The sequence below is a fragment of the Parahaliea mediterranea genome (assembly GCF_017255185.1).
Classification (GTDB): Bacteria; Pseudomonadota; Gammaproteobacteria; order Pseudomonadales; family Halieaceae; genus JAFKCZ01.
Genome location: NZ_JAFKCZ010000005.1, coordinates 268,587 through 281,753 on the forward strand (window position 1 = coordinate 268,587; position 13,167 = coordinate 281,753).

The 13,167-nt window shown below is 54.8% G+C and carries 8 protein-coding genes; 6 read left to right on the forward strand and 2 right to left on the reverse strand.

The window, feature by feature from the left end; genetic code table 11:
- Positions 1 to 59: 59 nt before the first annotated feature.
- Entirely contained in the window at positions 60 to 707 is a 648-nt protein-coding gene (locus tag JYP50_RS08070; RefSeq protein WP_206559986.1) for a TetR/AcrR family transcriptional regulator, read from the reverse strand.
- 137 nt (positions 708 to 844) lie between these two features.
- Here JYP50_RS08070 and JYP50_RS08075 point away from each other — a divergent pair, with 137 nt between their 5' ends.
- The 5 genes from JYP50_RS08075 to JYP50_RS08095 all read left to right on the forward strand — a co-directional run bounded on the left by JYP50_RS08075 (position 845) and on the right by JYP50_RS08095 (position 9,868).
- Positions 845 to 1,696 (forward strand): phytanoyl-CoA dioxygenase family protein, encoded by an 852-nt coding sequence (locus tag JYP50_RS08075; protein ID WP_206559987.1) that lies wholly within the window; start codon positions 845 to 847, stop codon positions 1,694 to 1,696.
- Positions 1,697 to 1,726: 30 nt separating this feature from the next.
- Complete coding sequence (locus JYP50_RS08080; protein ID WP_206559988.1) at positions 1,727 to 3,946, forward strand: TonB-dependent receptor; 2,220 nt, start codon at positions 1,727 to 1,729, stop codon at positions 3,944 to 3,946.
- A 778-nt stretch (positions 3,947 to 4,724) separates the two neighbouring features.
- Positions 4,725 to 6,515: an alkyl sulfatase dimerization domain-containing protein gene (locus tag JYP50_RS08085; protein WP_206559989.1), complete on the forward strand. Its 1,791-nt coding sequence runs from the start codon at positions 4,725 to 4,727 to the stop codon at positions 6,513 to 6,515.
- A gap of 386 nt (positions 6,516 to 6,901) precedes the next feature.
- Positions 6,902 to 8,560 carry a GMC oxidoreductase gene (locus JYP50_RS08090; RefSeq protein ID WP_206559990.1) on the forward strand — a complete coding sequence of 553 codons (1,659 nt, stop codon included), beginning with the start codon at positions 6,902 to 6,904 and terminating at the stop codon, positions 8,558 to 8,560.
- A 237-nt stretch (positions 8,561 to 8,797) separates the two neighbouring features.
- Positions 8,798 to 9,868, forward strand: a complete 1,071-nt coding sequence (locus tag JYP50_RS08095) for an AraC family transcriptional regulator (RefSeq protein WP_206559991.1) — start codon at positions 8,798 to 8,800, stop codon at positions 9,866 to 9,868.
- A gap of 147 nt (positions 9,869 to 10,015) precedes the next feature.
- Here JYP50_RS08095 and JYP50_RS08100 read toward each other — a convergent pair whose 3' ends face one another.
- Positions 10,016 to 10,690, reverse strand: coding sequence for a TetR/AcrR family transcriptional regulator (locus JYP50_RS08100; protein ID WP_206559992.1), 675 nt, complete (start codon positions 10,688 to 10,690; stop codon positions 10,016 to 10,018).
- Positions 10,691 to 10,920: 230 nt separating this feature from the next.
- Here JYP50_RS08100 and JYP50_RS08105 point away from each other — a divergent pair, with 230 nt between their 5' ends.
- Positions 10,921 to 13,134 carry a TonB-dependent receptor gene (locus tag JYP50_RS08105; RefSeq protein ID WP_206559993.1) on the forward strand — a complete coding sequence of 738 codons (2,214 nt, stop codon included), beginning with the start codon at positions 10,921 to 10,923 and terminating at the stop codon, positions 13,132 to 13,134.
- Positions 13,135 to 13,167: the final 33 nt, after the last annotated feature.

Genomic DNA, 13,167 nt, shown 5'->3' on the forward strand with positions numbered 1-13,167 from the left:
CAATGACATAACCTTGTAGGCGGTAAACTCGGGTGGTGACTTCCTCGATCTGGAACAAGTCATTCACCGATTTGGCTGAGCACCATTGAACACAATAATTGTGCCAATTGCTCGACCATGGCGTCGCTGAGTGGGTGTAACTGGTCTGGTGGATCCCCAATGCCACCCTCTTCCTCTGCACTCACGGCGAGCTGAGGCCCTGCCACAACGATATATAAGATACCTCCGGCGACTACATAACGAAGCAAGTTAACGGTACCAAACACTCTCTGTAGACGCGGGTCTTCAAATGTGGCTTCGCGGTATACTGAAGGAACGAAGTGGTGATCTAACCACTGTGTACGTTGAGATATTCTAGAACCTTCCTTTAACAAAAATTTGCCGTAAGCAGGAAGCTCGCGCAGGGTGAGAATAAAGGATCTGAGCAAGCCTGTTAGCCGCTGTCGATCATCCAGCAGAACCTCATCCTGATAGAGGGAAAGTTGCCTCGTATTGAAGCATTCCATCAATTGGGTCGCCGCCATCTCCCAGAGGCCCTCTTTGTTACCGAAATGATAAACAAGTAGAGGCTGTTTTATTCCCGCCAAGCTGGCTATTTCGCCCAGCGTAGCACCCTCAAAACCTTTTTCAGCGAAGACCTCAATGGCGCTATTTAGCGCAGCGTTTCTCACTTGTTGGCTGCGCGTCTCTCTGCTTTTTCCTTGCATGTTCCCCGTTCCCTAATCCACATCAACACCGACTAAGCTGGAGCAGTATATCACTCTCTTGACTAAACGATCAGTCAGTTCTATATTGACTGAATACTTAGTCAGTAATAGCCATGCTTTTATATAGGAGAATTTTTATGACCACTAATTCTATACCGCGACTTAGGGCTGATTGTGACCCAACCCAACTCACTCAGACGCTATTAACTCACGGCGCTGTGATCGTCGAAGGTTTCCTTGACTCCGCTACCTTAGGGGCATTTAACCGAGAAATGGATGGGCCTTTGGGTCAACAGAGCCCTGAGCGGAGATTCTTGAGTCCAATTTACGATCAGTTTTTTGGTACGAAGACGCGCCATCTGACAGGTTTAAGCGGACGGTCCGAAATATTTCGCGAGCAAATCATGAGTCACCCGCTTTATCTCGAGCTCTGTGAGCAAATTCTCCGACCGAACTGCGCCGACTATCAACTCAACTATGGTCATATCTTTGAAATAGCTCCCGGAGCTACCGCACAAGCCCTACACCGAGATGGGTCGTGTTGGTCGTACCTGCCTTCCGATTTTGAAGTGGAAGTGGCGTCTATTGTGGCGCTCAGCGACTTTAGTGAAACGAACGGTGCGACGTTGGTTATTCCTGGCAGCCACCGCTGGTCACCGGAACGCCCATTGGATTATGCCGATGCCGTCCCCGCAATAATGCCAGCCGGCTCGGCATTACTATATCTAGGCGCCACTGCCCACGCTGCAGGAAGCAATACCACGTCGGATGAGCTTCGCAGGGGAATGCATGTTAGCTACTGCCTCGGCTGGTTGAGAACCGAGGAGAACAACTACTTGGCCGCACCTCTTGACGAAGTGCGCACTTATTCTAGGCAAGCTCAAAAGCTATTGGGCTATTCCGCTCATGATGCGGCGCCTGAGGGCGGGTGCTTGGGTGTATTCAGCATGCTTGATCCAGTGGACTTAATCGCCGACGGCAGACTTTGATAACAAGCGACCCAATACGGAGATAATAAAATGGTCAAGGTGAATAATCTCGCGCTTAGAATTCTAACCCCATTACTTGTAATGGGTGCATGGACGCCTCAAGTTTTAGCACAAAGAGCTGTAGCCATCGAAGAAATCGTTGTCACTGCACAAAAGCGTACAGAAAACCTTCAGGACACGCCGATTTCTATTTCAGCTTTTAACACAGGCCAACTCGCAAATATGGGCGTAACCGATCTCGGTGACATTCAATTCAGCGTGCCCAGCTTGGCGATGCGGCAGTTTCCAAGCTCAAAGAGTACGTTAAGAGTTTTTATTCGAGGTGTCGGCAATAACGATTCCCAGCTGAGTCAGGATCCTGGTGTCGGAGTCTATGTCGACGGAGTATACATGGCTCGCTCGACAGGCTTGGCAATGGAGCTCGCCGAACTTGAACGTATCGAAGTCCTACGTGGTCCTCAAGGTAGCCTCTATGGTCGCAATACGACGGGAGGAGCAGTCAACGTAATTACGCGCAAACCCTCAGGTGATTTTAGCTTTAATCAAAAGTTCACCGTGGGTGATCGAAATTTGTGGCGCAGTGCCACAGATGTAGACTTACCTCAACTTGGCGACTTCGCATTACAGCTCAATTATCATGCCGGTGAAGTTGACGGACCAGTGACTAACCGGGGACAAGGCCCTGATTTTGGTGACGAAACCCGTACCGCTCAGCGAGTTGCTGTTCGCTGGACGCCCGGTGATCGGTTTGTGGCTGACTATGTATACGATCGCACCGAGATAGACTCGGGGGCACCGTACTATCAATCACTTGCACCCGGTGCACCTGGTTTTGAAGTCGTTCCTTGGTCCCCTGAGCGTTCACGCGCGACCTCTATCAACTATCCTTTCGAGGAAAGCGAGCTACAGGTGTCTGGGCAGAGTATCACGCTGAATTGGTCTCTCAACGAAAGTGCTGACCTGAGGTGGATAAGCGCGTATCGGGAACTAGAGGAATCAGTCTACCAAGATTACAGCCCCAGTGATCAAACCCCGCGACTATTCGTCAACACGCCCTTTGACACTGATCAAGAGCAGTGGTCACACGAGCTGCAACTAATCGGAAACACTGAGCAACTCACGTATGTAACGGGGTTATATTATTTTAAAGAAGAAGGGTCAGAGTACTCAGATGACCGCATTACGTTGCCTGTAGGCCCAGATTTTTCTTTGCTCGAACTCCCCCTGCAAGTACGTTCTAGTGATGTGGTTTCTAAAGCTCAAGCAGTATTCGGTCAGATTACATGGACGCCTTCGTGGGAGACACGTCTGCATATAACAGGTGGATTGCGTTATACGGAAGATCGGCGCTATTTAGCCGCCAATCGAATGCAAGCCCTTGATGGCAACGTTTTTACCTCCCGCGCGGACAAAACGTTCTACCGTGTGTCACCTGCCCTGACAATGGCCTGGGACCTATCGGATCTATCGAACATTTACTTGCGCTGGGCGGAAGGCTATCGAGCAGGTGCTTTCAATTCCAGGGCTGATTCGGTGACCGCTGCTACGCAACCGGTCAATGAAGAAATTGTGCGCACGGTTGAAGTTGGCATTAAGTCGAAATGGTTGGATCGCCGTTTACGGCTGAATACCGCGCTATACAGCAGTGATTTTGATGATATGCAGCTCGGTTTCAATCTGCCCGAAAACCCCGCCGCACCGGTGTTCTTTAATGCCGGGGCAGCCGTTATCAATGGCGCAGAAATTGATCTGACCGCACTTATTTCGGAGGGTTTGCTCGTCAATTTCGGTTATGGATTCATCGATTCTGATGTCAAAAAAGTCATTGATCCAGCTACTGGTGTTGATGTCAGTTCGGAGTACGAACTGGCATCCGCGCCACGCCACAGTCTTACTATGGACCTGGATTATACATTCCAGGGCCTGGGATTTGGCGAGTTACGAGCAAACGTCAACTATTCATGGAGAGATGAACAACGCGTCATCTTCAATCTCGGTGGGCCGCTCTCAGGATTACCGTTGAATGAACCTTACAATCAGATTGACAGCTATGGACTATGGAATGCGCGGCTCACGCTCGATGAGATAGATGTTGGAGCGGGGGAAATGGCGTTCGCGTTATGGGGCAGAAATCTCACCGACGAAGAATATCTAGTCGACGGCGTCGTAAACTTTCATTGGTCGCCTAGGGTGGGTACATTCGGTGATCCACGCTCCTACGGTCTCGACGTCAACTATCGTTGGAACTAAGGGTGTGACGAGAAAAGCATTGCGCCTTACTAAAGTCGTTTAATCTTCTGATCCTGCCGTGAGATGATAATCAAAGTTTGACAAATCGCGAGCAGAAATGGCGCCGAGCGCTGTTTCTGCCGGGTTTTGTGTGCCAATTTTAGAGTTTGTCTAAGCACCAACGGAATGTTCTCATGTGTAATGCATTTTGCAGGAACGTTCTCAAGTGCATTGACCGGCAATGGCGTCCGTCCGTTCTTACTTATGCCTTGCAGCCCAGATACCGCCTGCACCCCGGCTCTCCCATTCATTGATTCTCATCAAGTGTGTTGTTGAGCGTCATCAAGTGCATTGGGAGCGAGAGCGAGATGGTAAGAGTGTGGAAATATATCGAATGTTGAGCCCGTTCGGGTGGGGGGCGGACCATTCCAGCACAGTTCAGGGTTTTCATTCCTGCGAGGTAGCGGGTCATGCGTAAAGTCTGGTCGGGATGGGGCCAAACCGCGTAAGTGTCGCGTTTTGCATAATGAACCGGCGCGTTTTGCATAGAGATACTTCATCTCCTGCCGTAACGTGGGCGTCGCGAGCAAAAGCCGACAACTCCCATAAAGGATATAGAATGTATACGCAGGGTATGCCGAGCCGGTCCAACCGGCCTAACCTGTCTGTTCAAGCGCGCCGGCGGGGCTCATTGCCGCGTGCGTGGCTTTTGCGATTGGCCGGGCTTGTAAAAGACTGCGCTGCATTTCCTGGTCGATTGAGGGGCGCGATGACTTCGCTCGGTCCGCGACGAGCACCCATGTTTTCGCGCACCTGGCTGTGTGCAAAGTCCTGGCTGGTGGGCGTGGCGGTGCTGTGCACGGTTGCTGCCGCCGAAGCGGCGATTTCGGAACGGGAAGTGTCACCCTTCATCAATGCGGAGCTTGAAGCCCATAGTGCACTGTTCGACAAGAAGATCTATCGCATAGGAGACAATGTCTATTCCGCTGTGGGCTGGGGCCTTGCCAATACCATCATGATCGAAGGCGATGACGGCGTGATCATCGTGGACACCGGCGAAGACATCAATTCCGCGCGCACGATTGCCGAGGAGCTGCGGAATATCTCCGACAAGCCCGTCAGGGCGGTGATCTACACCCACTTTCACCCGGATCACATCAATGGTGTCAAAGCCTATGTTTCGCAGGAACAGGCGAATTCCGGCGAGATTGCCGTCATTGCGCACAGTTCGCTGCTCGGGAACGTGATTAACCAGGGCGGCAATATCGGTCCAATCCTCGGCATGAGGACGGGCTACACATCCGGCGCCCTGCTGCCACCGGAGCAGCGTGAGGGGGGCAACCTGGGCATTGGTCCCAACCCTAACGTCGGACCGGCGACATTCATCGCTCCAACGGTCACCTACGAAGATCGCCGGACCATGAACATTGCCGGAGTCGAGCTGGAGTTACGACATGTGCCCTCTGAGGCGCCGGACGAGACCGCCGTGTATCTGCCGGGGCAGAATATTCTGCTGTCGGGAGAAGCTATCCAGGGGCCGACCTTACCCAACATTCACACCCTGCGTGGCACGAAATTTCGTGACCCCGTGCTGTGGTACAAGAGTATTGATGTACTGCGCACCTATAAGGCCGAACACCTCGTGCCCTCTCACGGGCCGCCCGTTTCCGGCGTCGCGGAAGTCGAGCGGGTACTGCGGGTCACCCGCGATGGTATCCAGTACATTCACGACCAGACGATTCGCGGCATGAACAATGGCCTGACGCCCGACGAACTCGCGCAGTCAGTGAAGTTGCCGGCGTACCTGGCGAGCCAGAAGCCCTGGCTGGGCGAGTACTACGGCACCGTAAAGCACTCGGTAAGGCAAATCTACCAGGGCTACCTCGGCTGGTTCAGCGGTGACCCGGTTGACCTGGACCCCACGCCCCGGGTCGCCAGTGCACAGCGATACATTGCACTGATGGGCGGCCGCGATGTAGTGCTGGAAGAGGCGGGTCGCGCGTACTCCGGGGAGGATTACCAGTGGGCGTCGGAGTTGGCCACGTTGTTGATTCGGGTCGACCATGAGGATCGGGACGCGCGACTGTTAAAAGCAGCCGCCTTCCGCCAGCTCGGTTATGCCAGCGTCAATCCCAACTGGCGCAACTGGTACCTGACCTCGGCGAGCGAACTGGACGGCACCCTCGACATTGCAGCGGTTCAGCGTCGCATGGCCGCCGGTGTCTCTTCGCCCGATCTGCTCAAGGCGCTGCCGGCTGCTTCACTGGTCGAAGGCATGTCTACCCGGCTGCGGGCGGAGCTTACGGCCGATGTGCACTCGACGCTGGCCTTCAACGTGGTGGATGAGGGTGAGCGATTCAGCCTGGAGATCCGTCGTGGCATCGCCCAGTTTCACAGCGCGCCCTTGGCTCATATGGACGCTGAAGTCCGGCTGGAAAAAGCGGTTCTGCAGCGGTTGCTGGCGGGGAAAGTCACCGTAAGTGACGGCGTAAAGACCGGTGACATCAGGCTTTCTGGCGACGCCGCGGCGGCCGGCAGGTTTTTCGACTATTTTGCCCCGCCCGGGCTCATTAACCTGACCGTACGATAAGGGCGGTCTGCGGGGCGCTTTATCCCATCGGGCATAGAACTATGTACCGTCAAAACATAGGAACTACAGGCGGGTTGGTGCAAAGGCTGGCGTTCGTGGGCTTTTGCGTGTCCGTCGCGGTGTCTGCCATGGAAACAAACACAGCAGTGAGATTATGAAGTACAGCAAAGTGCAATGGGTCGCGGCCGGCGAAGGAGCCGTTTGCCCCGGGGCGGCCGGCGATCGTCCAGTGACCCAGCCAGAGGGCCTTCGGGCCTGCAATCCCGATAAAGTGTGTTTGGAGGCAGGCTCAGTCGCCAACCGTGTTCCCAATGTAAACAAGTCAGGGCAGGACATCATTCTGAAACCATTCATAACGCATTATCGTGCGTCCCGCAGTAGAACCTATGCCACAGAATAAATCTGCAACAGGCTTCGATTTCGACTGGCTGATTATCGGCTCTGGATTCGGCGGCAGCGTATCCGCGCTGCGGCTTGTGGAGAAGGGCTACAAAGTCGCTGTCATCGAAGCCGGGCGGCGCTTCGAGGACAAAGACTTCGCCAAATCCAGCTGGCAACTGAACCGCTACCTGTGGGCGCCCTGGCTCGGCCTGCGCGGAATCATGCGCCTGACACCCTTCAAGGACGTATTCATCGGCAGCGGTGCTGGCGTCGGCGGTGGCAGTATCGTGTACGCCAACACTCTGTACCGCGCCAAGGAGGATTTTTATCGTAACCCCCAGTGGGCGGACATGGGCGACTGGCAAGCCGAACTGGCGCCACACTACGCCACCGCCGAGCGGATGCTGGGGGTCGAAACCGTCCCGTTCGACAGTCCCGGTGACTTCATTCTGAAGGATTACGCCCGTCACATCGGCACCGAGGGTACCTTTCGGCGAACGCCGGTTGGCGCGTATTTCGGGGAGCCCGGCAAAACGGTCCCCGACCCGTATTTCGGCGGTGAGGGCCCGGAGCGCACCGGCTGTACTCGCTGCGGCGCCTGTATGGTGGGCTGCCGGGTCGGCGCGAAAAACACCCTTCCCAAAAACTATCTCTGGTTCGCGGAGAAAGGCGGTGCGACAATACTGCCAAACCGCAAGGTGGTCGACATCGCCCCGTTGGGCGATGGCGATGGCAGCAATGGCTACGAGGTCCACACACGCAATCCGGGGCTTGGAAAGCGGCGTCCGCGGAAGTTCACCGCGCGTGGCGTCATCGTTGCCGCTGGCGCACTGGGCACCAATCAGCTGCTTGCGAACTGCAAACACCGGGGGTCATTGAGCCGGATAAGCGATCGCCTGGGGCACCTGGTGCGCACCAACAGTGAGTCGATGGTTGCCGTCACCCTTCCCGATGACACGCTGCAAACCTGGCGCAGCGTGGCTATCAGTTCCAGCATTCATACAGACCGGGATACGCACATCGAAGTATGTACCTTTGGCGAGAAGGGCGACTTTATGGGCCGGTTGTTCACACTGCTTACCGGCGACGGTACCCGCTGGACCCGTATTTTTTCCCTTCTCGGGAATGCTGTCCGCCATCCGGTCAAGTTCTGCAGGATCCTCTGGCCTTTCGGCTGGTCCAAAAAGTCGGTTGTATTGCTGGTAATGCAGAGTCTCGATAATGCGCTCACCTTCCGGGCGAAGAAACGCCGGTTCGGACGCGGCGTGAGCCTGCGCACCGAGCAGGACTGTGACAAACCCAACCCGACGTATATCGAAGCAGGTAACAAGGCCGCCGAGTGGATCGCGGAAAAAACCGGAGGCGTGGCGCAGAGCATGTTCATGGAGGCAGCCGCCAACATACCCACTACCGCCCACATCCTCGGCGGTGCGACGATCGGACGCGATGCGTCACACGGGGTCGTGGATTCTGACCACCGTGTGTTCGGCTATCGCAACTTGATCATCTGTGACGGTTCTGTCGTGCCCGCAAACCCCGGGGTCAATCCTTCCCTGACGATCTGTGCCATGACCGAGCAGGCAATGTCGCGAATTCCGGCAAAAAAACACGTGGCGCCAACAGGGCGGATTGCGGGAGAAAATGGAATCAGTATGGCCCGGTAAGTCGCGTTGCGGCACTGACTAGCGGTTAGCTGCAGGAAGCGATAGAGCACAAAGAGTGATTTTCAATGTGCCGGGGCCAATTTTGATGCATAATCTTGCGCCTGTGGCGGCCGAAACTTATCATTGGCTTAACATTGCGTGCGCGACGCAAGCAGGTCTTTGCTCCCGTTTGGTAAGGGGCCGTTGAGAGCGTAATTCGATAATATTGGCTTCCAGGGTTTATTCAGTCTTTGTGCTATGGCGTATCACTTGGGCGGGCCGAGCGGCGCGGGTAAAGCAGTATCAGGCACGGGAAGTTTTACCTCGCTATCTTCCTATCTTGTGATAGCGCTTGAAGTTCTCAAGGCCTCTGGCTATGAGTTGGGCAACTTACAGCGCGATACCGGCGTCGACCTCCACGCGCTTTCCGAAAGTCAACAGCGCATCCCCATCGAAGATATCGGTGCCGCCTGGCGCCTGGCAGCGGCGGTGACCGGCGATTCGGCGATCGGTGTTCGAGCCGCGCAGCAGTATTTCAAACCCGCGCACTGGCAATCACTTGGTCTCGCCATTCTATGCAGCAGTACGTTGCGACAGGCGCTGGAGAGGGTGGGCAAGTATTTCAGAGTTGTCAGCGACGCGGGATCGATCAGCGTCGAAGAGTGGGACGGGAATGTCGTAATTGTCGCCAGGATGCGGGCCCATCCAGGCGAGCTCGGCTACGAGGCACTGGAGTTCGGCCTGGCTGCCCTGCTGCGGCTCTTTAGCGACATGTTCGCGGGACAACTGGTGCCCCGCGAGGTCCATTTGGTGCGGCCTGACCCTGCAGTAGAAACGGATTTCGAGCAGCTCTTTGGTTGCCCCGTTGTGTTTGGCGCGCCTTTCGAGTCGATGGCATTTGCGATGGCGGATGCGGACAAAGCCTTGCCTGGAGGCTGCCCTCAACTGGCCGCATACCAGGACACATTTTCAGAGGATTATATTCGTCGCTTCGGGCAAGACAGTGTGTCCATGATGGTCAAAGACGAAATCCTGCGCTTGTTGCCCGGTGGAGAGCCTTCACAGACTGCAATTGCAAAGGCGTTGCACATCAGTTCGCGCAACCTGCAGAGAAGGCTGAAAGCGGAGAATACCTGCTTTCGCGAACTGCTCGGGGAAATCCGCATGAAACTGGCTCGTTTCTATGTTGCCCAGAGCGACAACAGCTACATGGAGATCGCGTATTTGCTGGGATTCTCCGACCAGAGCAATTTTGCAAGGGCGTTCAAGCAGTGGTTCGGGCTATCCCCTTCACGATATCGAAACCAGTTGCTGGACAAGGCCGGTTAGCGTAGTGCTCGCGGGAGCCAGCTACGAGCAATAACAACTGGTCCTTGGGGGCTGGTCGTCACCAGCCTCGAAGATCTTTCGCTGTACCTGTCCAGTGCCACGGTCAGTTGATCCGGTCGGGTTGTCAGCTGTCCGAATGGCGGGGAGTCACCCGGAGGCGAGCGGCCATGGCTTCGCGACCAGTGTCTGGTACATCATCTTCGAAAACGACACTACCTCTTCGTCGATTCTGTCGCAGTACTGGCGGACATTTTCAGGTTCCGGAGAAAACCCTATCCGGTCTACTGTAGCATTGATCGCGCGAGCGACAGACAGAATGCAAAACACCGCCCAGTCAGGGTCCACTTCGCGAAATTCTTTAAACTGCTTGTACTGGTAGATCAGAATACCAAGCAGGTTATCGGTGCGCGCAGCCCACAGCTCGCGAGCCTCCATCGAGGGGCGGCGAATCTCCATTAGTGTCGTATACAAAGCGCCCGACCCCAGATGAAAGTGCACATACCACCGGCAGACCTTATAAATTGCTTCGGCCAGGTTTTTGCAATCCGTCAGTGACGGCGCCAGTTGAGCCTCCGCTTTGAACAGGGCGCGCGACAGGTCGAGAACAATTTCTTCCTTGTTCTTGTAGTGCAGGTACAGCGCGCGACGGGTCAGGCCGACTTGTTCACAGATAGCGCTCATGCTCAGGCTGTCGTAGCCGGAGGCTTCTAGAAGGCGCGCTGTCTCTGTTTGTATTCGCAGTTTGGTGTGCGGCGAATTGCGCTTGCCGCCCAATGCGTTGGCCTGAGCGGCAAGCAAATCGCTAAACCTAATAATTTCCATGTGCTTCAATTCCAGCGCTTTGCACTAAAAATATACACTACATAAAGTTTCTTAAAAAGTTTAATGCGTTGTTTATTAGGCATTAAATATAAAAAATATCTAACAATATTCTCCGGTGAAAAATAAACTACACACTGTGTGTAGTTGTGTGGTAGCCTTTTTTCCGTGTCGGGATGAGCCCCTTGCCTGTCGCGCACCTGAAAATAACCACCTAAATCTGGAGAAGTACAATGACTTGTCGTCAACCCCGCCAGCTCATGGCGCTACTTTGCTGTTTCTCGGTTTCTTCGATTCCCGTTGCCGCGGATGTGAAGGGCGTGGAGGTGGGGCCAGTTCTTGAGGAGGTGGTCGTTACCGCGCAAAAGCGGGTGCAAAACCTGTTTGACGTCCCAGTGTCCGTTACCGCTTTGAGTGCGGATGACATCGACAGGCTTTTTGCCACCACGGTGGAGGACTACGCGGCCTATGTTCCCGGTTTGAATTTCACCAGTCTGGGTGGGCCCGGCCAGGGCAGGCTTACTTTAAGGGGGCTGTCCGCGATGGGCGTTTCAGCGAGTGTGGCTACCTACATTGATGAAATGAACGTTACGCCAAGCTCCATGTATGGTGGTGGTAACGCGCTGATGGTAGATCTCTTTCCCTATGATATTGAAAGAATAGAGGTGGTGCGTGGTCCGCAAGGGACGCTTTACGGCGGCAATGCGCTGGGCGGACTACTGAAATACGTTACCCGTCGTCCTAGCCTGGACGCGTTTAGTGCGCACTTCGGCGGCGATGCTCGCTTCGTCGCCCACGGTGATGATCCTGGCTATGGTGTGCGTGGTCATGTGAATGCGGTCGCTATCCCCGGTGAGCTTGGAGTTACAGCCAGTGGGTTCTATCAGAAATCACCTGGCTACATCGATAATGCCAATACCGGCAAGGACGATGTGAACAAGGCGAGCCAACAGGGTGGAAGGCTGGCGGTGTTGTGGCAGCCGGATGACCGTTCCTCTGTATATTTATCTGCTTTGACGCAGGATGTTGAGATAGAGGACCTTAATGTTGCCTGGTACGGGTTCTATGATTCCAGTAAGCCCGTGGTGGGTGAGTTGGATTCTTTGTTTTCGTTGCCGCAAACGCGCGACAGGACCCTTGATTACGTTTCTGCCATTGTGGAGGTTGACCTGGGTTGGGGTGACCTGACGTCCGTCACCTCCTATTCATCCGTCGACAGTGAGTCCATTTGGGATTACACCCCCAGTACTGGCGCATTCATTCCGTTGTTTACTGGCGGCGCCGTGACCGAAGGCCTGGCGCCCCTGTATCTTGACAATACCAATGAACGTTTTACGCAGGAACTGCGCCTGGCCAGCTATGGTGAAAGCCGTTTCGATTGGATCGTTGGGGCGTACTATGTTGACGAGCGCACCGAGCAATATACCGATCTGAAGTTACATACTCTGGACGGGGCGGAAATACCCGGAATCAAACCCGTATATTTGCTGGCGTTGGAGTCAGATTACGAAGAATTCGCGGTGTTCGGCACTGGTACGCTCCATGTCAATGAGCGGTTGGATGTCGTCGCCGGTATACGGTGGACCGACAACGAAGAGGTGTTTGAGCAGACTTCGGATGGAGTTACCCTCCCGAATGAAATTTACAATGTAGGTAGGTCATCCGAAAGCGTCGCCACTTACATGCTGTCAACGCCATACCATGTCAACGATGATTTGATGGTCTACGCGCGTTACGCGACTGGCTACCGCCCCGGCGGCCCCAATGCGGCTTTACCTGGCGTGCCCGCACAGGCGGATGCAGACAACCTGGACAGCTACGAACTGGGCGTGAAGACGAATTTCTTCAATCGGCGGGCGACAGTTGAAGTGGCCGCCTTCCACAGTGATTGGTCCGATATCCAAACCAATGTTCGCAGGCAGGATGGTATCGGCTATGTGATAAACAGCGACAGTGCCGAGGTCGATGGTCTGGAGTTTACGTTATCCGCCCTGGCATCAGCGGCGCTCCGGGTCGATATCAACTTCGCGTACACCGACGCAAAATTTTCCGCAAACAGTCCCGCTCTCGGTGCCGTTGAGGGTGACTCACTGCCGGAGGTGCCGAAGTGGCAGGGGGCGGTTACGGTCGCGTATGAGTACAAACTGTGGGGCAAGTATGTGGGGACCCTCGGCGGAGGGTGGCGTTATCTGGGTAGCCAGCCGGTATACAACCCCAACGTGCTAGTCGGTCAAAGTGAAGTTGAGTCCTATGAGCTACTGGACCTTTATGCGGGAATAGCGGGCGATAGATGGAAGCTCAATCTGTTTGCCAAGAATGTGTTGGATGATGCCGCGCAACTATCCAACCAGAGGGAGATCGATACGGTCCGGGCCATGCCGCTGTTCACAGCCGCCGGAATTGCACGGCCGCTGTCCATAGGTTTGTCTGTTGACTTTCAAATCTAGACGCTCCAGCGAATGCTGTTGTGCGCTCAGTGG

Excerpts from the sequence above, each read along its gene's own strand:
- JYP50_RS08080 (WP_206559988.1), top strand. The coding sequence starts at position 1,727 with ATGGTCAAGGTGAATAATCTCGCGCTTAGAATTCTAACCCCATTACTT.
- JYP50_RS08070 (WP_206559986.1), bottom strand. The coding sequence starts at position 707 with ATGCAAGGAAAAAGCAGAGAGACGCGCAGCCAACAAGTGAGAAACGCT.
- JYP50_RS08095 (WP_206559991.1), top strand. The coding sequence starts at position 8,798 with ATGGCGTATCACTTGGGCGGGCCGAGCGGCGCGGGTAAAGCAGTATCA.
- JYP50_RS08100 (WP_206559992.1), bottom strand. The coding sequence starts at position 10,690 with ATGGAAATTATTAGGTTTAGCGATTTGCTTGCCGCTCAGGCCAACGCA.
- JYP50_RS08085 (WP_206559989.1), top strand. The coding sequence starts at position 4,725 with ATGTTTTCGCGCACCTGGCTGTGTGCAAAGTCCTGGCTGGTGGGCGTG.
- JYP50_RS08105 (WP_206559993.1), top strand. The coding sequence starts at position 10,921 with ATGACTTGTCGTCAACCCCGCCAGCTCATGGCGCTACTTTGCTGTTTC.
- JYP50_RS08075 (WP_206559987.1), top strand. The coding sequence starts at position 845 with ATGACCACTAATTCTATACCGCGACTTAGGGCTGATTGTGACCCAACC.
- JYP50_RS08090 (WP_206559990.1), top strand. The coding sequence starts at position 6,902 with ATGCCACAGAATAAATCTGCAACAGGCTTCGATTTCGACTGGCTGATT.